This is a genomic window from Hyphomicrobiales bacterium, from assembly GCA_017642935.1.
Taxonomy (GTDB): Bacteria; Pseudomonadota; Alphaproteobacteria; order Rhizobiales; family MH13; genus MH13.
In genome coordinates this window covers 474,005-492,769 of sequence record JAEPOK010000002.1, presented here as the reverse complement: position 1 = coordinate 492,769, position 18,765 = coordinate 474,005, and the positions used below count along the sequence as shown (strand labels likewise).

The following is an 18,765-nucleotide window of genomic DNA, read 5'->3' as shown; positions in this document are numbered from 1 at the left end:
TCATGACCGAATCGATTGCCATCATCGACTATGGCTCGGGCAATCTGCGCTCGGCCAGCAAAGCCTTTGAGCGCGTCGTGCGCGAGCAAGGTCTTGCGGCGACGGTGCATGTCACCTCCGACCCGGAGCTGGTGCGGTCCGCCGATCGTGTGGTGCTGCCGGGCGTTGGCGCGTTTGCCGACTGCGCAGCCGGTTTGAGCGCGGTTGAAGGCATGCGCGATGCCCTTTTTCACGCGGTCACGAAGCGCGGTGCGCCTTTTCTTGGCATTTGCGTTGGCATGCAGCTGATGGCCTCACGCGGCTTGGAGCACGGCGTGACGCCCGGCTTCGATTGGATCGCCGGGGACGTCGTTGCCATCAAGCCGAACAACCCAAACCTCAAAATCCCGCACATGGGATGGAATGTTTTGGCGGCGGTCAGCAAGCATCCGATCCTAGAGGGTATTGCGACCGGCGATGATGGCCTGCACGCCTACTTCGTTCATTCCTACCACCTGCAAGCTAAGAACGAAGCCAACGTGATTGCCCGCACCGATTATGGTGGTCCGGTGACGGCCATCGTTGGCCGCGACAATCTGGTTGGCACACAGTTTCACCCCGAAAAAAGCCAGACCCTCGGCCTTGCGCTCATCGGCAACTTTTTGAGGTGGACGCCGTGATCCTCTTCCCCGCCATCGACCTGAAAGACGGTGTCTGCGTTCGCTTGAAAAAAGGCGAAATGGACGATGCCACCGTCTACAACACCGATCCAGGCGCCCAGGCGGCTGACTTTGAGCGCATGGGCTTTTCCTACCTGCACGTTGTTGATCTCAACGGCGCCTTTGCCGGCCAGAGCCAAAACAGCTCTGCCGTCGAGAGCATCCTGAAAAATGTACGCATGCCGGTTCAGCTTGGCGGTGGCATTCGCGATCACACGGCCATTGATGGTTGGCTGGACAAGGGTATCGCGCGGGTTATCCTTGGTACCATCGCTGTGCGCGATCCAGATTTGGTCCGAGAAGCGGCAAAACGCCATCCTGGTAAGATTGTCGTCGGCATTGATGCTCGCGGCGGCAAAGTCGCCGTCGAGGGCTGGGCAGAAACCTCCGACATGCTCGCTGTTGATCTGGCCAAAGCCTTCGAAGATGCCGGCGTCGCGGCCATCGTTTACACCGACATTGATCGTGATGGGGTGCTGACGGGCATCAACTGGGATTCCACGATCGATCTCGCAAAGGCGGTCTCCATCCCGGTGATCGCGTCGGGCGGTCTGGCCTCGCTGGATGACATTAGGCGCATGACGGCGCCCGATGCGGCCATTCTGGAAGGTGCTATTTCCGGCCGAGCGCTCTATGATGGCAGGATCGACGCCGTTGAGGCGCTAAATATCCTGGAGGCTGCACGATGAGCATGCGTATGCGCTCCAAAGAGCGCGTTAGTGAACAAGACGCCAAAAAATGGGCGTGGCGCTGGTCGATCGGGCTGGTGCTGATCATCGGCCTGTTTCCCCTGGTCGGCGCCTTTTTCGGAGAGCTGATCGCCCGCGCCCTCGGGTGCGTGATCGACTTCCCGCAACTCGGAGCCTGTGCGCGACCCAACGCTTTTCTGGAAAGCTTCGCCCAATCGCTCATGGGCATGATCCGTTGGGCGCTGATATCGGTGCCCATGGCCATCGTCACACTGGTCGGGTTGGCCATCACCTATGTGATCACCAAAAAGCGCAGCGAGAACGCTTGAACCCGCGCCGTAATAAAAGGGTAAGTTCATGAAATCTGATGAGAAAATCTGGAACGTTTATCTTTCCGGCGAGATTCACACTGATTGGCGCGAAGAGATCGAGCGGGCGACGACCGCCGCTGGTCTTCCGGTGCGCTTTTCCGCGCCGGTGACCAATCATGAGGCGAGCGATGATTGCGGCGTGGAAATCCTCGGCGCTGAATCCGACAAATACTGGCACGACCACAAGGGCGCGATGATGAACGGCATTCGCACCCGCACCTTGATTGGCGATGCGGACATTGTCGTCGTTCGGTTTGGCGAAAAATACCGGCAATGGAACGCCGCGTTCGACGCCGGCTACGCCGCAGCGCTCGGCAAGCCGATGATTGTTTTACAGCGCCCAGAACATGACCACGCACTGAAGGAAGTGGACGCAGCGGCGCTGGCGGTCGCCCGCGAGCCGCGCCAGGTGGCTGAGACTTTGGCCTATGTAATCACCGGGTCACTGCCGGGCGCCACCGCCGCTCAGGCCGCTGAGTAACGTCAAATGTCGCTCAAACCCCGCGTCATCCCATGCCTCGACGTCAAGGACGGTCGCGTCGTCAAGGGCGTGAACTTCGTCGATCTGGTCGATGCTGGCGATCCAGTGGAAGCCGCAAAGGCATACGATGAAGCAGGTGCGGACGAGCTCTGCTTCCTCGACATCACCGCTAGCCACGAAAACCGCGGCATCATCCTCGATGTGGTCCGTGAAACCGCCGAGCATTGCTTCATGCCTGTCACGGTCGGCGGCGGCGTGCGCACGCTGGATGATATTCGCAATCTGCTGGTGGCCGGTGCCGACAAGGTGTCGATCAACACCGCGGCTGTGCACGACCGCGATTTCGTGCGCCGGGCGGCGGAAAAGTTCGGCGCGCAATGCATCGTGGTGGCCATCGACGCCAAACAGTCGGTGCGCGAGGACGGATCAACCTGGTTTGAAATCTTCACCCATGGCGGGCGCAAGCCGACGGGCATCGATGCGGTTGAATACGCTAAGGAGGTCGTGGCGCTCGGCGCCGGCGAAATCCTGCTCACATCCATGGACCGCGACGGCACCAAGGCTGGCTTCGACCTGCCACTTACTCGCGCCATCGCCGATGCCGTGACGGTTCCGGTGATCGCCTCGGGCGGCGTAGGCACCCTGGATCATTTTGTTGAGGGCGTGCGCGAGGGTCACGCAACCGCAGTGCTGGCCGCCTCGGTGTTTCACTTCGGCACCTACTCCATCGGTGAGGTCAAGGACCACATGGTGCAGGCCGGCATACCAATGCGTCCGGCGTGATCGATGGCTGAGTTCACCCTATCCGACCTGGAAGCGATCTTGGCCGAACGTGCCAAGGCACCCGCCGATGAGAGCTACACAGCCTCGCTGGTTCAGGCAGGCATGCCCAAGGCCGCTCGCAAGCTGGGCGAAGAGGCGGTGGAATCCATCGTCGCCGCATTGGAAGGCGATACCGAGGAGCTTACCAAGGAGGCCGCCGACGTCCTCTACCATTTGCTTGTGGTCTTGCATCTGGCCGATATTCCGCTCAACACCGTGCTCGCCGAGCTGGCCCGCCGTACGGGACAGTCCGGTCTGGCGGAAAAGGCCGCGCGCGGCGCATAGTGCGCCCACGTGTGCCGAGCCGCGCATCGAAAAGGCGGGTCGCCATGGATCAATTGAACCGTTCCGATCTTTCTCCCTATCGCAGTTTCACCCGCGAGGAATGGGCCGCGCTACGCGAAGGCGAGCCGATGGTGCTCGGCGCCGAAGAGATCGACCGGCTGCGCTCGCTGAACGATCGCCTCTCGATCGAAGAGGTCGAGGCGATCTACCTGCCGCTGTCGCGTCTGCTCGCCATGTATGTCGCGGCAACGCAGCAGCTCTTCAAAGCGACCAAACGGTTCTTGGGGTCCAACGGCAACAAAGTTCCGTTCGTGATCGGCGTTGCGGGCTCCGTTGCTGTCGGCAAATCAACCACCAGCCGCGTGCTGCAGGCGCTGCTCAGCCGCTGGCCGAACACGCCGAAGGTCGATCTCATCACGACCGACGGGTTTCTGCTTCCCAACGCGGTGCTGGAATCCGAGGGCCTGATGAACCGCAAGGGCTTCCCTGAAAGCTATGACGTCAAGGCGTTGCTCAGTTTCTTGAGCGAGGTAAAGGCTGGGCACGAGCATGTTGAGGCCCCAGTCTATTCGCATCTCACCTATGACGTTCTGCAGGGTGAGACCGTGTCGGTTGACCAACCGGATATCTTGATTGTCGAGGGCCTGAACGTTCTTCAGGCGCGTCAGCCATCACCGTCCGAAGCTGACCGCGCGGTGCCGTTCGTTTCTGATTTCTTTGATTTTTCGGTCTATATCGACGCTGCAGAAGACACGTTGCGCACCTGGTACATCCGCCGTTTCATGCGCTTGCGCGAGACGGCCTTTGCTGACCCACAAAGCTACTTCCATCGCTACTCGAAGCTGAAAGATGATGAGGCGGTCGCCACCGCGACCCACATTTGGAACGGCATCAACTTGCCGAACCTGCGCGACAATGTCCGCCCCACCCGCGCCCGCGCCGACCTCGTGCTGACCAAGGGCGAGGACCACATGATCGAACGCGTGGACCTAAGGAAGGTTTAGCGCTTGTGCTGAAGGCACAGAGCGATATTTGCCACTCGCGCTGCAGCGGTCGGGCCTATGGCCCAGCGCGATGCGGCATATGGCAACAAAAAAGGGCGCCGGAGACAATGTCTCGGCGCCCTTTGGTTTATCGGGAATGGAACAGCAGCCTACTCAGCAGCTTCCTCGGTGATTTCCTCACCGGTTTCCTGATCGACCATCTTCATGCCAAGGCGCACCTTGCCGCGATCGTCGAAGCCGAGAAGCTTCACCCACACCTTGTCGCCTTCTTTGACGATATCGGTGGTCTGCTTCACGCGCTCAGGCGCCAACTGCGAAATGTGCACCAGGCCGTCTTTCGGGCCGAAGAAATTGACGAACGCGCCAAAGTCCACGGTCTTCACAACGGTGCCCTGATAGATCGCACCTTCTTCAGGATCATCGGTGATCGACTTGATCCATTTGATCGCAGCCTCAATCGACTTGCCGTCTGCGGAGGCGACTTTCACGGTGCCATCATCTTCGATGTTGATCTTCGCACCAGTCTTTTCGACGATCTCACGGATCACCTTACCGCCGGAACCGATCACATCACGGATCTTGTCGGTCGGGATCGAAAGCTGCTCGATGCGCGGGGCAAATTCGCCCAGCTCAGCGCGCGCTTCACCCAGAGCTTTGGCCATCTCGCCAAGAATGTGCAGACGGCCACCTTTGGCCTGATCCAAAGCGATCTGCATGATCTCTTCGTTGATGCCAGTGATCTTGATGTCCATCTGCAGGGACGTGATGCCGTTTTCCGAACCGGCGACCTTGAAGTCCATGTCGCCGAGGTGATCCTCATCACCAAGAATATCGGAAAGAACAGCGAACTCATCGCCCTCCTTGATGAGGCCCATGGCAATGCCGGCAACCGGCGCCTTCAATGGAACACCAGCATCCATCAGCGCAAGTGAAGTGCCGCAGACGGTGGCCATTGAGGAGGAGCCGTTGGATTCGGTAATCTCGGAGACAACACGCAGCGTGTACGGAAATTCCGTCTTGGCTGGCAGCATCGGATGAACCGCGCGCCAGGCAAGCTTACCGTGGCCCACTTCGCGGCGGCCAGGCGAGCCGGTGCGGCCAGTTTCACCAACCGAGAAGGGCGGGAAATTGTAGTGCAGCATGAAGTTCTCGAAGGAGAGACCTTCCAGCCCGTCGATCATCTGCTCATCATCGCCCGTGCCGAGCGTGGCAACAACGATCGCCTGCGTTTCACCGCGGGTGAACAGCGCTGAGCCGTGCGTGCGGGGCAGCACGCCGACTTCGCTTTCGATCTGACGTACGGTGACGAGGTCGCGACCATCGATGCGGCTCTTGGTCTTCAAGATGTTGCCGCGCACCGTGGCAGCTTCAACCTTTTTGAAGACGGTTTTGACCTGTGTTTCGGTCCAGGCTGGATTGTCCGCGCCTTCTGGAAAGAAGGTGGCCATGACTTTGTCGCGCGCTTTGCCGACCGCGTCCTGGCGTTCCATCTTGGTCGTGATCTTGTAGGCCTCGGCCAGATCGTCGCCGACCATACCGTTGACCGCATCATAGAGCTCTGACAGGTCTTCCGGCTGGAAGTCGCGGGGTTCTTTGGCGCATTTTTCGGCCAGCTGGATGATCGCATCGATCACCGGCTGGAAGCCTCTGTGGCCGAACATCACCGCACCGAGCATCACGTCTTCAGGCAATTCCTTGGCTTCGGATTCCACCATCAGCACGGCATCATTGGTGCCGGCGACGACGAGATCGAGCTCAGAATCTTCCATCTGGTCGACCAGCGGGTTGAGCACATACTCACCATCGATACGACCAACACGGGCGCCACCGATCGGGCCCATGAACGGCACACCCGACAGCGTCAGGGCAGCCGAAGCAGCGACCATCGCCACCATATCGGGGTCATTTTCCATGTCGTAGGACATGCAGGTACAGATCACCTGGGTGTCGTGCTTGTAGCCATCGACGAACAGCGGGCGGATCGGACGGTCGATGAGGCGTGAGGTGAGGGTCTCTTTTTCGGTCGGACGACCTTCACGCTTGAAGAAGCCACCTGGAATGCGGCCCGACGCGTAGAATTTTTCTTGGTAGTTCACCGTCAGCGGGAAGAAATCCAGGCCCGGCTTGGGTGCGTGCGCCGACACGACAGTGGCGATCACGGTGGTTTCGCCATAGGTGGCGATAACGGCGCCGTCGGCCTGGCGGGCAACCTTGCCCGATTCCAGCGTCAGTTCGCGCCCGCCCCAGTCGAGGCTGATTTTATGATGATTGAACATTCTCGTTCCTTATGTCGGGCGCGGATCCCTTTGGAGCGCGCCCCGGTCTAACGGTCTGATCCCCCATGGATCCGACCCGGGTAGAACCGGCGACAAGAATGCGAAGGCCGCACGCACGGCGAGCACCGGCAGGTGCCTCGCAGGGCGTGTGAATACCGTCTGCGCCAATCTGTTGCTCTTGAGCCATCAGCAAGACGACGGACCATTGGCAACGCCCAAAAGGGGCTTCCCACAAAAGGTTTCCCAAGGTTGGGTCCAATGCTCGGCAATCCTGCCAGTGACCGAACGAGATACAGGGTTTGGCGGGTTAAGGTGGCCTTCGCGGTTCCTATACCGGCGAAGAACAAAAGCGCGCCGAGAAGCTCCAGGCGCGCTTTATGCGTACTTAGCGACGGATGCCCAGGCGCTCGATCAGCGAGCGGTAGCGGGCGTCATCGCCACTTTTGACATAGTCCAGCAGTTTACGGCGCTGGCTAACCATTTTCAGAAGGCCGCGGCGGGAGTGATTGTCTTTGCCGTGGGTTTTGAAGTGACCGGTCAGATTGTTGATCCGTTCGGTCAGAATGGCGACCTGGACTTCGGGCGAACCGGTGTCGCCGTCTTTGGTGCCATACTCTTTGATGAGCTCAGCTTTGCGCTCAAGCGTAATCGACATCGGGTTACTCCTTAAACTGAGGGGAAAAATCCGGCCTGCCCGGGATGTCGTCCAGTGCAGGTCATCAACACCTAGCCTTTTGCTAGAGTTGACGGGGCTATAGAGCGTTTTGGCTGCAATTGGAAGAGGCAGCCGGTCAAACCCCGGACATGGCTTTCAGAGCCTCTGCTGTCTCCCCATCGGCCGGGAAGTAAAACTCGATCTTTAGGTCATCCAGCGTCAGATCTTCAGGTGTGCCGAACTGCGCCAGAGTCGTAAAGAGGCTAAGCCTCCGATCGCCGATACGAAACCTGGTGGGTACAACAGGCTGCATGGGCAGTTCGTCTGGCTGTGGGACGAGCGCCAAGAGGTTGGCAGCGCGATCCAGTTCTGACACACCGCCCTGTGCGACGCTCTCCGTCCGCAATCGCTGCGCGCTGTGGTAGGCCACTTCTGACCAGTTATCGATCATCGCCGGGAGCACGTCACCCAGCATCAAATCAAGCAAGCTGTCGCCTTCCTGCACATTGATGATGCCAAACAGTGTACGCGCGGGTTCGTTCATTTTTAGCACGCGCCAAAGGCCGTCAATAGTAAGTGCGGGATAGGGAGCGTGGCGCGCCAACATGTAATCGACGGCAGCCCGCATCGGTTCCAGCGCTGCATCGTCCCATTGCCGGGCCGAATAACGCGGCGCAAAACCAGCATGTGCCAGCATTTGATTGCGCGCAGACAGCGGCAGTTGCATCGCTTCGCCAAGGCGCCCAATCATCTCGCGGCTCGGCTTGGCGCGGCCCGTCTCCAGAAAGGAAATATGTCGTGATGAGACATCCGCCTCCATGGCCAAATCAAGCTGGCTGAACCGTTTGGTCTTGCGCCAGGCTTTCAGTGTTTCAGGAAAGGAGGTTGGATTGATGTCCATGGCCCACTTTAGAGCCGGGATCGAAGGGTGTCAGTTACCTGCAAGGTAATTGCTGCGATGACCTCTCCAGGCCTAGGAGCCTCCATCCACGTATAGGAGGTTTCGATGGCATCGCGTCTTGCAACACAATCCTTTCACAAAAACTGGCTCTTGGTGACGGCGATCGGTATCGCAGCCTTTGGGCCGTTCGCGGCACTGGCATCACGGCCCGAAATGTCTGAACCGGCACGCTGGGCGTTGGATCTTCTGAGCTGGCCACTGGATGGGTCCATCACCTATCAGCCACAGGAGATGCGGTTTTTGTCCGCGATTACGGGCGGCGTCTTGTTCGGCTGGGGCGTGATGATTTGGGCTCTACGCGCCTGGGTTTATGATGTCGCGCCAGAAGGCGTCCGCAAGTCGGTTGTGTTCAGCCTTCTCGGCTGGTTCGTCTTGGACAGTCTCGGCTCAGTTCTCTCCGGTACGACGCCGAACGCCGTCTTCAACATTGCTTTTTTGATCCTCTTGATTGGCCCGCTTTGGCGGCCAGCCCAAAGCTAATCGTGGCCGGGAAAGTCGGGTATTTGGGCAACCACGACCATGTGCGTTGGCGATCCAAATGTGGCTCCAGGTGAGATCAGTTGCGCTAACCAACGGGTGGCCGATGTTTGGGGCCTTCCATCGGCGATTGGTTTGTCCATATTGAAGAGGACAGATCAATCAGGATTATCGATGTCCCTCCAACCGCCCCGCGCCTATGCTCGCCAGTTAGAACAGGCGAACGTCGACACAGCCCTCAACGTTGAAATACTTGAGGAAAAGGCTGCTGCGCTGGGTCGTGCGGGCACGCGGGTTGAAGAGACGCTGGCAGCCCTGCGTCAAAGCACCGGCGAGGATCGTGAAAACGCTCGCCGCGCGGCTGCCGAGGCCGTCTACGCCTATCTGATCCAGCGCGAGCTATGCGGTCTGCGCGACCAGCACGCGGTGTTCCGCAGTTATGATGTGCCTGGCGACGTGATAGCGATTCTTGGTGCCAAGTAGGGGCAACAGGCGGTCGTTTAAGTCCCGATAAAGATTGTCGAGCTAATCATATGCCCTTGTTCAACCGCCACCGGGCCATCAGAGATGCACGCTGCTGCTGCGGCCAACGCGCCAACTACCGACGACGCACCCATGGATCAGGCGACTGACCGGCGCGTCGATCAGCGTCGCCGCACGTTCGCCAGCGGTACCGTTATCCTCGACAATCGCATGTCCACTTTTGACGTGGTGGTGCGCAATCGATCGCGCGCGGGTTTTCTGCTCAAAGCTGAAAATACGGCGTTGATTCCCAATGAGTTTTCACTGCGACTCCCCGGCGAACCGGGTGAGTATCGCTGTGTGGTGGTGCGGCGGTCCCAAAACGCATTGGGTATCAAAGTGATCGGTTTTGCCGAGGGAAACAGGACCAGTTCCAAACCGGATAGACCGGTCGATCCTCAGGCTGATCTTCGCGCTAGGCTAGCCGAGCGGTTTCCCCACCTCGCCAAGGGATAGGGTTTTATCCTTCGGCTGGCACGATCACCCGTTTGGGCAGGAACTTGCCATAGTCGATGACGCCGATGGCGATCAGCTCATCACCATCCATGGCATAGGCTTCCTCGCCATGGGCAGGGGCCGTTGGACCGCGGACAAGCAGGCTCATCCCGCGGCGTAGTTTGGCCGCATCGCCTGAAACCACCTGAATTTCATGCAGATCGCCCAGGGCGTTGGCCATGGGTGTGAGGAACGCATCGCGGTCTTCGGGGGCTTCCATCGCTTCAAGCTGGTCGAGCGTCACCGTGCCATGCTCATCGAACGGCCCGACCTGGGTACGCCGCAAGCTCGTCACATGTCCGCGTGTCCCGAGCACCCGGCCAAGGTCGCGGGCGATGGCGCGCACATAGGTGCCTTTGCCGCAATGGGCTTCAAAAAGCGCGCGGTCCTCGTCCGGCGATCCAAGATAAGCCAGATCGTGAATGGTAACCGTACTCGGTTCCAGCTCAACCACCTCGCCATCGCGCGCCAGATCATAGGCGCGCTCACCATCCACCTTCTTGGCTGAAAAAGCCGGCGGAACTTGTTCAATTGTGCCGACGAACTGCCGAAGCACAGACAGAATGGCCTCTTCGTCAGGTCGAACATCGCTGGTCGCGACCGGCTCACCCTCTGTGTCGTCGGTGGAGGTTTCAATGCCCCAGCGCACGGTAAAGAGATACCGCTTTTTGCCATCCATGACATAAGGAACCGTTTTAGTCGCTTCCCCTAACGCAAGAGGAAGGACACCGGAGGCCAGAGGATCAAGGGTGCCGGCATGACCAGCCTTCTGCGCATCAAACAGGCGCCTCACCCGGCTCACAGCATGGGTTGAGGTCACGCCAACCGGCTTATCGAGGATGATCCAACCGGAAACCTTCCGGCCTTTCTTCCGTCTGCCCACTTAACTCTCGTCCTCATCCCGTCCCCGGTGAGGATCGGTGTCGCGGGCAACCTCAGGCGAGCGTAGGATAGCGTCAATCTTCCCATAGCTGTCGAACGACGTGTCGGGCTTGAACCTCAAGGTCGGCGTGAAGCGCAAATTGAGCTGGCGACCGATCTGCATGCGCATGTCGCGCGCGCCGCCGGCGAGCTTCTTGGTCAGGTCCTTCGGATCGCCTGGCCCGATGGGCGTAACGAAGCATGTCGCGATCTTGAGGTCCGGCGACATGCGAACCTCGGACACTGAAACCAGCGTGCCGCCAAGATCGAGCCCGTGCACATCGCCGCGCGTCAGCACATCCGACAGCGCGTGCCGGACCAGCTCACCAACCCGCAATTGCCGTTGAGAGGGAGGGTTCATCGAAAAACCTTCGTGAAGAAACGCCGGGAGAGGGCGCGCGCTTAGAGCTTGCGTGCGACCTCTTCGACACGGAAGCACTCGATCACATCGCCTTTGCGAATGTCTTCGTAGTTCTCAAACGCCATACCGCATTCCTGGCCAGCGCTGACTTCCGGCACTTCGTCCTTGAAGCGCTTGAGCGTTTTCAGCTTGCCTTCGTGGATCACCACCGAATCGCGGATCAGGCGCACGCCGGAGCCGCGCTCCACCTTGCCATCGGTCACCGTACAACCGGCCACCTTGCCGACCTTGGTGATGTTGAACACCTCCAAAATCTCGGCATTGCCAAGCATCGTCTCGCGGCGTTCTGGCGAAAGCAAACCTTCCATGGCGGCTTTGATGTCATCCACCAGATCGTAGATGATGTTGTAGTAGCGAATCTCGATGCCTTCGGCCTGCGCGGTGTCACGGGCCTGCTTGTTGGCACGCACGTTGAACGCGATGATCGGCGCCTCGGAGGCCGCAGCGAGCGCGATATCGCTCTCGGTCACGCCACCGGGGGCAGCGTGGATAACACGAGCGGCAACCTCTTCATTACCAATCTTTTCAACGGCTTGCGCGATGGCCTCAACCGAGCCCTGGACATCGCCTTTGACCAGAATCGGGAACTCTTTAAGGTTCGATTCCTGCAAGCGCGTCATCATCTGCTCAAGCGAGCCACGCGCCATACCAAGGTTGGTGGCGGTCTTCTCGCGGATCTGACGCTGACGGTATTCGGTGATTTCACGCGCGCGAGCCTCGGTTTCCACAACGGCAAAGGGATCGCCCGCTGATGGTGTGTCCTGGAAGCCGAGCACCTCAACTGGCGCGGATGGACCAGCTTCATCAACCTGCTCGCCATGATCGTTGATTAGGGCGCGCACACGCGCCCAAGCGCCACCGGCGACCAGAATGTCGCCTTTTCGCAGGGTTCCGCGCTGCACAAGCACGGTGGCAACTGGGCCACGCCCCTTGTCGAGCTGCGCTTCGATTACCACGCCTTCGGCGGCCCGATCCGGGTTCGCCTTCAGCTCCATGATTTCTGCCTGAAGGAGGATGGCATCGAGCAGACTGTCGAGACCCTGGCCGGTGGTCGCGGACACTTCCACGTCCTGGACCTCACCGCCCATGCCTTCAACCTGAACTTCGTAACGAAGCAAATCTGTACGCACGCGGTTTGGATCGGCTTCAGGCTTATCCATCTTGTTGATGGCCACAATCATCGGCACCTCACCGGCGCGGGTATGATTGATCGCCTCAACCGTTGTCGGCATGACGCTATCGTCGGCTGCGACCACGAGGATCACGATGTCAGTGGCCTTGGCTCCGCGCGCGCGCATCGAAGTGAAGGCTTCGTGGCCGGGCGTATCGATGAACGAAATCTGCTGGCCGTTCTTTTCCACCTGATAGGCACCAATATGCTGGGTGATACCACCGGCCTCGCCTTGCACGACATTGGCGTTACGGATCGCATCAAGCAGCGACGTCTTACCGTGATCGACGTGACCCATAATGGTCACGACCGGCGGACGCGGCGATGCGCCTTCGTCATCGTCCGTGGTTTCGGTGGAGAAGAGACCTTCTTCCACGTCAGCCTCGGAGACGCGTTTGACGGTATGACCAAGTTCCTCGGCGATCAGCTGGGCGGTGTCAGCGTCGATGACATCGTTCACCGTCAGCATCTGGCCCTGCGTCATCAAAACCTTGATCACGTCCACGGAGCGCTCAGCCATACGGTTGGCCAGCTCCTGAATGGTGATCGCGTCCGGAATGGTGACCTCACGCAACACTTTTTCGCGCGGACCGGTCGGCTGCTGGCCACGACGGGCTTTCTCCTGACGACGGCGCATGGCGGCCATCGAACGACCGCGCTGATTGCCATCATCATTGAGCGCACGCGTGATTGTGAGCTTCGAACGACGACGTTCATCAGTTCGCGGTGTCGGTCTGGCCGGCGTCGGTGTTTCGGCGCGTTTGCGCGAATCGCCGCCGCGACCGCGAGAGGGCGCAGCCTCGTCGGGCGCGCCGCGCTTGGGCGCAGCGACAGCAACCGGCTCGTCTTCAACGACCGGCTTTTCTTTCACCTTCGGCTTGCGGGCCTCAGCCTCGGCAGCCAATTTGGCTTCCTCGGCAAGGCGCGCCGCCTCTTCCTCAGCTTCCTTCTTCAGGCGCGCGTCTTCTTCAGCGCGGCGCTTGGCCTCTTCGGCTGCAGCCTTGGCCTCTTCGATCTCGCGCTGCTGTGCCTGCTTCAGGGCATTGAGGCGTGCTTCCTGCTCAGCATTGGTCGCGCTACGCGCGGTCTCTGCTGCAGGCTTGGACGTGCCACTTGCCGCGCCGGGCTTGATCACCCGGCGTTTGGTCTGCGTCACCACCTTCGGCGTTGGCTTGGCTGCCTCGGCCGTGGATTCGCTGGGTGCCGGGCTATCGCCTGGCATAACGATCCGGCGTTTGCGCTTCTCGACCACGACCGAATTGGATCGGCCATGGGAAAAGCTCTGCCGCACGGTACCCGTTGAGGGTTTCAGCGACAGGGTACGCTTCCCGCTTGCCGGTTCGCGTGCGCCTTTTTCGTCGGTTGTGTCTTGATCACTCATACTGCCGTCTTGTCTCCCAGCACCGAGCCTTCCGCCCGCTGCGTTGATCCATCAATGCTGTTGCCTGGCACATCGCTGCCATAGCCATAGGCTTCAAGCCGCCGTAAGGGGGCGAGAAACCGCGCAGCACCCGGACCGTCTAGAAGGGCCGCATGTATCACATGTTCCAGCCCTAATGCCAAACCCATTTCGCCGTGTGGTAAAACACGTAAAACCGGCACGCCCACATGGCCTGCAAGCCGGTCCAATTTCATCACGCCATCGGCGCCCGCGTCGGTTGCGTGCAGCAAAGCATGGGCCTTGCCGCTTTTCAGCGCGCTTTCGACTTTCGCAAAGCCATTGACGACGAGCCCCGCCTTGCGCGCCAGCGCCAAGGACCCACGCGCTTGCTGATGCAGCACATGGTTCGTCCGCTCAATAATATCATCAAGTCCGCCGGGCGCCACGTCCGATTTCAGCGCACGCGAAAACGCTTTGCGTTTGACCGCCTGCGCCAACACATCGCGCCGTGCCGTCACCCAGGCGCCACGGCCCGGTAACACGGCTTTGACATCGGGAACAACGACCCCATTGGGGTCGAGCACAAAGCGGATCAGATCAACGTCATCGGCGCGTTGGCGCGTGACGATGCACATGCGCTCGCGCGCAGCCTCGCCTGTCTTGCTCGCCTTGGCGTTTGCCATACTCTGATCTGAACCCTTGTGCTCATCACCGAAAGAGCCCCGCTTACGCGGGAGCTCCTTCTTCTTCCGTGGCTTCGTTGGCCGTTTCGCCTTCGACGTCTTCGGCGTTTTGCGCCATCAGTTCTTCAGCTGTGATCCAACCGGCAGCAACGCGCGCCTGCATGATCATCGCTTCGGCATCGGTCTTCGAAACGTCGAAATCCGAAAGAGCGCCGGGGAAGCGAACCACTTCGCCATCCTTGCGCTCGTTCCAACCAACCAGGTCGTCCGTTGCACAGCCGGCAAAGTCCTCGATGGTCTTCACCTCATCCTTGCCAAGGGCCACTAGCATCGGCGTCGTCAGTCCGTCGATCTGACGCAGCGTGTCTTCCACGCCAAGTTCGCGACGCTCCGCATCGGCTTTGGCTTCCAACTCGTCAAGATACTCGCGTGCGCGGGCTTGAAGTTCGTCGGCGGTTTCATCGTCAAAACCTTCAATGGTCGCGATTTCATCGCGTTCCACATAGGCAATCTCTTCCATGGTCGCGAAGCCTTCGGACGCCAACAGCTGGCCAACCACTTCATCGACATTGAGTGCGTTGACGAACAGATCGGACCGTTCGGCGAACTCTTTCTGGCGACGGTTGGATTCTTCATCCTCGGTCATGATGTCGATATCCCAACCGGTCAGCTGAGAGGCCAAGCGCACATTCTGTCCGCGGCGACCGATCGCAAGGGACAGTTGGTCCTCCGGCACCACAACTTCAATACGCCGCGTGTCTTCATCGAGCACAACTTTAGCAACTTCGGCCGGCTGCAACGCATTGACGAGGAAGGTCGCCTCATCGGGTGACCAAGGAATGATGTCGATGCGCTCGCCCTGAAGTTCCTGCACCACGGCCTGGACGCGCGAACCGCGCATACCAACACAGGCGCCCACTGGATCAATGGAGCTGTCGTTTGAAATCACGCCAATCTTGGCGCGCGAACCCGGATCGCGGGCAACGCGTTTGATTTCGATGACGCCGTCGTAGATTTCCGGCACTTCCATGGTGAACAGCTTCACCATGAACATGGGGTGCGTGCGTGAGAGGAAAATTTGCGGGCCGCGCTGTTCGCGACGCACATCGAGCACATAGGCCCGCACGCGGTCGCCATATTTGAAGATTTCACGCGGGATCAGCTCATCGCGGCGCAGCATCGCTTCACCACGACCAAGATCGACAATCACATTACCATATTCAACGCGCTTGACCGTTCCGTTGACGATCTCGCCGATGCGATCCTTGAACTCTTCGAACTGACGATCGCGTTCAGCTTCGCGCACTTTCTGCACAATAACCTGCTTGGCCGACTGCGCGGCGATGCGGCCAAAATCGAGCGGTGGCAGCACTTCGGAGATCACCGATCCGACTTCGGCGTCGGGCAGCGTGTGCTTAGCATCGGCAACGGTCATCTGAGCGTCGGGATTTTCCACCTCTTCGACCACATGGATGAGGCGCTGCAGCTTCAACTCACCGGTTTTCGGGTTGATCGTCGCGCGGATATCTGTTTCCGAGCCATAGCGGGCGCGGGCGGCCTTCGCCATCGCGTCTTCCATGGCGGAAATCACGATCTCACGGTCAATCGACTTTTCGCGCGCGACCGCATCGGCGATCTGCAACAATTCCAGTCGGTTAGCACTGACGGCCATGGGCCTTCTCCTTAGATCACCGGTACGCGTTTAGGCGTGGTTGCCGGTGTTGTTCTCGTCATTGTTGCTGTCATTGTCATTGGTGTCGGCGGCCGCAGCGTCTTGCGCCTTCTGAGCAGCCTCGATCAAAGCATCGGTCATCACCAAACGGGCGTCTTCGATGGCGTCATAGGGCAGCGCAACGGTCAGTGCGCCGCCGGTTGCATCGATGGTGATTTCTACGGTCTCATCGAGAGCGGCATGGATAAGGCCGCGATAGCGCCGGCGGTTCTCGCCGGTTCCGGTGTCGATGGGTCGTGAAAGTTCAATTTTCGCATCGTGACCGACCGCACGCACAAAATCGATCGGCCGAACCAGGGGCCGGTCTATACCGGGCGAGGACACTTCTAGATGATAGGCGGTCTTCACCGGATCATCGACGTCGAGCACCGGTGAAACATCGCGGCTCACCGCTTCACAATCCTCGATCGTGAAGGTGCCGTCGGGTCGCTCCGCCATGATCTGAACCGTGCAGCCGTTTTGTCCGGAGATCTTCACGCGCACCAAGCGGTAGCCCAGCCCTTCAATCGCCGGCTCGACAATCGCGGCAACGCGCGCAGCAAGACCAGTCTCACGTACAACACGCGCGGTGTTGGCATCGTTGCTGGTGTCGATTTCCGGTGCGGTCATATAGGTCCTGGTGGAAAGGCTTGTGCCAAACGAAAAGGGCGGGTCCGCGCGGGACCCACCCTAATCAGATGTCTGACGATGAAGGTGTTGGAGGAAAGATAGGTCAAAAGTGCCAAGGGTGCAAGAGCTTTGTGTTATTGCGGCAACACTTTGGCAAAAAATGAGAAGTAAGCCGGGGTTCGCCCTTCCCGAATGGCCTTGGCCTCATACCGCGTGCGCGTCCAATCCTCCCAGGGCTCAGCTGTATTCCGGTCCGACCGCTCAAACCCGGGATGCGCATTTCCGGCCTTGATCGTCGTCGCTTTATAGACATCGATATCGCTGGCGACGCGCAGCTCTGCGCCAGGCTTCATCTTCGGGTGTAGAAGATCGAGCGTATCAAGGCCCATGAAGCGGCGCTTTTCGTGTTTCAGTTTCGGCCAGGGATCGGGATAGAGCAGGTAAACAAGATCAAGGCAGGCATCGGGAAGCCAGGCGATCACCTCACGCGCATCGCCTTCATGGACGCGCAGGCGGTCGCGCCCCTCATGGCGTTGCGCGTCATCGAGCAGCCGCGCCATGCCATTGACGAAGGGCTCGCAGCCAATGAAGCCCGTCACTGGTTGTTGGTCCAACTGGTGCAGCAGATGCTCGCCGCCGCCAAAGCCGATCTCAAGCGCCAGTCTGCTGACCGGCGCGTCAAACAGGCTCTCCCAGGCGGTGCAGGGCTTGGAAAGGTCGAGCGCGTGACGCGCCAGGCCCTCCTCATAGGCTTTGGCCCTGGCATCACGCAGCGTCTTGCCCTTGCGCCGGCCGTAGAGAAGACCGCGCGAGCGTTCCTTGGAAGGATCGTCCTTAACCGGCAACGGCCGCCTTGAGATCATCGACAAGATCGAGTTTTTCCCAGGAGAAACCACCATCGGCGTCGGTATCGCGGCCAAAGTGGCCATAAGCGGCGGTGCGCGCGAAAATCGGCTTGTTGAGATCAAGATGGGCGCGGATACCGCGTGGGGAGAGGTCCATCACCTCGCCGAGCGCGGCTTCGAGCTTGGCTTCATCGACGTTCGCTGTGCCGCCGGTGTCGATGTAGATCGACAAAGGTTGGGCTACACCAATCGCATAGGAAAGCTGGATCTGCGCCCATTCGGCCAAATCGGCAGCCACCACGTTTTTCGCCAGATAGCGCGCCGCATAGGCTGCCGAGCGGTCAACTTTGGTGGGATCCTTGCCCGAAAACGCTCCGCCGCCATGGGCCGCCGCGCCGCCGTAGGTATCAACAATGATCTTTCGACCCGTCAGGCCGCAATCGCCGTCCGGCCCACCGATCACGAACGCACCGGTCGGGTTCACGTGCCACACTGTTTCGTCGGTAACCCATCCGTCTGGCAGGACTTCGCGCACATAGGGCTCGACCACGGCCTGCACATCGGCCGACGTCATGGCCGCGTCCAAATGCTGGGTGGAGACAACAATCGATGTTGCCCGCACCGGCATGCCGTTTTCATAGGCGAGCGTGACCTGGCTCTTGGAATCTGGACCAAGCACGGCAGCCTCGCCGGATTTGCGCGCCTGCGCCAGCCGCTCCAAGATCTTGTGGGCGTAATAAATCGGCGCCGGCATCAAATCGGGCGTCTCGCGGCAGGCATAACCGAACATGATGCCTTGGTCGCCGGCGCCCTCATCCTTATTGCCCGCCGCATCGACACCCTGCGCGATATGGGCAGATTGGCCGTGCAACAGCACTTCGACATTGGCCATGTTCCAGTGGAACCCATCCTGCTCATAGCCAATGTCTTTGATCGCTGCGCGCGCAACCTCTTCAACCAGCTCCCGGCCGATCGAGGCCGGACCACGCGTTTCACCAGCAATCACAACGCGGTTGGTTGTGGTCAGCGTCTCGGCAGCCACGCGAACCTGCCAGGGGTCCATGCCCTCAGTCAGCGCGGTACGGAAATAGAGATCGACGATTTCGTCGGAAATCCGGTCACAAACCTTGTCGGGATGGCCTTCAGAAACCGATTCGCTGGTGAAGAGATAGGAGGAGCGCGCCATGAAAGAGCATCCCGGAACTGGGGTAGAGGGTGCGTGGGGAAACCCACGCGCGATCATCCGATCAAACGGCGTTCGTTAAA

Annotated in this window: 21 protein-coding genes; 10 read left to right on the top strand and 11 right to left on the bottom strand. The window is 59.8% G+C overall.

Features of this window, described 5'->3' with window-relative positions:
• Positions 1–2: 2 nt before the first annotated feature.
• Genes hisH through JJ917_11665 form a run of 7 tightly spaced genes read left to right on the top strand, consistent with a single transcriptional unit; the run spans position 3 to position 4,350 of the window.
• Complete coding sequence (hisH, locus tag JJ917_11695; GenBank protein ID MBO6699486.1) at positions 3–659, top strand: imidazole glycerol phosphate synthase subunit HisH; 657 nt, start codon at positions 3–5, stop codon at positions 657–659.
• Entirely contained in the window at positions 656–1,387 is a 732-nt protein-coding gene (gene hisA / locus JJ917_11690; protein MBO6699485.1) for a 1-(5-phosphoribosyl)-5-[(5-phosphoribosylamino)methylideneamino]imidazole-4-carboxamide isomerase, read from the top strand. Before hisH ends, hisA begins: the two co-directional genes overlap by 4 nt.
• Positions 1,384–1,716, top strand: coding sequence for a hypothetical protein (locus tag JJ917_11685; protein MBO6699484.1), 333 nt, complete (start codon positions 1,384–1,386; stop codon positions 1,714–1,716). Before hisA ends, JJ917_11685 begins: the two co-directional genes overlap by 4 nt.
• Positions 1,717–1,744: 28 nt before the next feature.
• Positions 1,745–2,239 carry a YtoQ family protein gene (locus JJ917_11680; protein MBO6699483.1) on the top strand — a complete coding sequence of 165 codons (495 nt, stop codon included), beginning with the start codon at positions 1,745–1,747 and terminating at the stop codon, positions 2,237–2,239.
• Positions 2,240–2,245: 6 nt separating this feature from the next.
• Complete coding sequence (gene hisF, locus JJ917_11675) at positions 2,246–3,022, top strand: imidazole glycerol phosphate synthase subunit HisF (GenBank protein MBO6699482.1); 777 nt, start codon at positions 2,246–2,248, stop codon at positions 3,020–3,022.
• Positions 3,023–3,025: 3 nt separating this feature from the next.
• Positions 3,026–3,346 (top strand): phosphoribosyl-ATP diphosphatase, encoded by a 321-nt coding sequence (locus tag JJ917_11670; protein MBO6699481.1) that lies wholly within the window; start codon positions 3,026–3,028, stop codon positions 3,344–3,346.
• Between the two features lie 44 nt (positions 3,347–3,390).
• Complete coding sequence (locus JJ917_11665) at positions 3,391–4,350, top strand: type I pantothenate kinase (protein MBO6699480.1); 960 nt, start codon at positions 3,391–3,393, stop codon at positions 4,348–4,350.
• Positions 4,351–4,499: 149 nt separating this feature from the next.
• On the opposite strand, the gene pnp is transcribed toward JJ917_11665, so the two are convergent.
• The 3 genes from pnp to JJ917_11650 form a co-directional block, all read right to left on the bottom strand.
• The gene (pnp, locus tag JJ917_11660) at positions 4,500–6,626 is read right to left on the bottom strand and encodes a polyribonucleotide nucleotidyltransferase (GenBank protein MBO6699479.1); all 2,127 of its coding nucleotides are present in this window, start codon (positions 6,624–6,626) and stop codon (positions 4,500–4,502) included.
• Between the two features lie 385 nt (positions 6,627–7,011).
• Entirely contained in the window at positions 7,012–7,281 is a 270-nt protein-coding gene (rpsO, locus tag JJ917_11655; protein MBO6699478.1) for a 30S ribosomal protein S15, read from the bottom strand.
• Between the two features lie 136 nt (positions 7,282–7,417).
• The gene (locus tag JJ917_11650; protein ID MBO6699477.1) at positions 7,418–8,182 is read right to left on the bottom strand and encodes a helix-turn-helix transcriptional regulator; all 765 of its coding nucleotides are present in this window, start codon (positions 8,180–8,182) and stop codon (positions 7,418–7,420) included.
• A gap of 105 nt (positions 8,183–8,287) precedes the next feature.
• On the opposite strand from JJ917_11650, the gene JJ917_11645 reads away from it, so the two are divergent.
• The 3 genes from JJ917_11645 to JJ917_11635 all read left to right on the top strand — a co-directional run bounded on the left by JJ917_11645 (position 8,288) and on the right by JJ917_11635 (position 9,697).
• The gene (locus JJ917_11645) at positions 8,288–8,722 is read left to right on the top strand and encodes a hypothetical protein (GenBank protein ID MBO6699476.1); all 435 of its coding nucleotides are present in this window, start codon (positions 8,288–8,290) and stop codon (positions 8,720–8,722) included.
• A gap of 171 nt (positions 8,723–8,893) precedes the next feature.
• Entirely contained in the window at positions 8,894–9,202 is a 309-nt protein-coding gene (locus JJ917_11640) for a hypothetical protein (GenBank protein MBO6699475.1), read from the top strand.
• An 84-nt stretch (positions 9,203–9,286) separates the two neighbouring features.
• Positions 9,287–9,697 carry a hypothetical protein gene (locus JJ917_11635; GenBank protein ID MBO6699474.1) on the top strand — a complete coding sequence of 137 codons (411 nt, stop codon included), beginning with the start codon at positions 9,287–9,289 and terminating at the stop codon, positions 9,695–9,697.
• Positions 9,698–9,701: 4 nt separating this feature from the next.
• Here JJ917_11635 and truB read toward each other — a convergent pair whose 3' ends face one another.
• The 8 genes from truB to JJ917_11595 form a co-directional block, all read right to left on the bottom strand.
• The gene (gene truB, locus JJ917_11630) at positions 9,702–10,619 is read right to left on the bottom strand and encodes a tRNA pseudouridine(55) synthase TruB (protein ID MBO6699473.1); all 918 of its coding nucleotides are present in this window, start codon (positions 10,617–10,619) and stop codon (positions 9,702–9,704) included.
• Positions 10,620–11,018, bottom strand: a complete 399-nt coding sequence (gene rbfA / locus JJ917_11625; protein ID MBO6699472.1) for a 30S ribosome-binding factor RbfA — start codon at positions 11,016–11,018, stop codon at positions 10,620–10,622.
• A gap of 41 nt (positions 11,019–11,059) precedes the next feature.
• Positions 11,060–13,630, bottom strand: a complete 2,571-nt coding sequence (gene infB / locus JJ917_11620) for a translation initiation factor IF-2 (protein ID MBO6699471.1) — start codon at positions 13,628–13,630, stop codon at positions 11,060–11,062.
• Complete coding sequence (locus JJ917_11615) at positions 13,627–14,313, bottom strand: RNA-binding protein (GenBank protein MBO6699470.1); 687 nt, start codon at positions 14,311–14,313, stop codon at positions 13,627–13,629. Before JJ917_11615 ends, infB begins: the two co-directional genes overlap by 4 nt.
• 43 nt (positions 14,314–14,356) lie before the next feature.
• A complete protein-coding gene (gene nusA, locus JJ917_11610) occupies positions 14,357–15,985 on the bottom strand; it encodes a transcription termination/antitermination protein NusA (protein MBO6699469.1) in 1,629 nt (542 codons plus the stop codon).
• Positions 15,986–16,015: 30 nt separating this feature from the next.
• Positions 16,016–16,654, bottom strand: a complete 639-nt coding sequence (gene rimP / locus JJ917_11605) for a ribosome maturation factor RimP (protein ID MBO6699468.1) — start codon at positions 16,652–16,654, stop codon at positions 16,016–16,018.
• Between the two features lie 134 nt (positions 16,655–16,788).
• Positions 16,789–17,517, bottom strand: coding sequence for a tRNA (guanosine(46)-N7)-methyltransferase TrmB (trmB, locus tag JJ917_11600; protein MBO6699467.1), 729 nt, complete (start codon positions 17,515–17,517; stop codon positions 16,789–16,791).
• Complete coding sequence (locus JJ917_11595) at positions 17,489–18,685, bottom strand: methionine adenosyltransferase (protein ID MBO6699466.1); 1,197 nt, start codon at positions 18,683–18,685, stop codon at positions 17,489–17,491. The genes trmB and JJ917_11595 overlap by 29 nt, the downstream gene beginning before the upstream one ends.
• Positions 18,686–18,765: the final 80 nt, after the last annotated feature.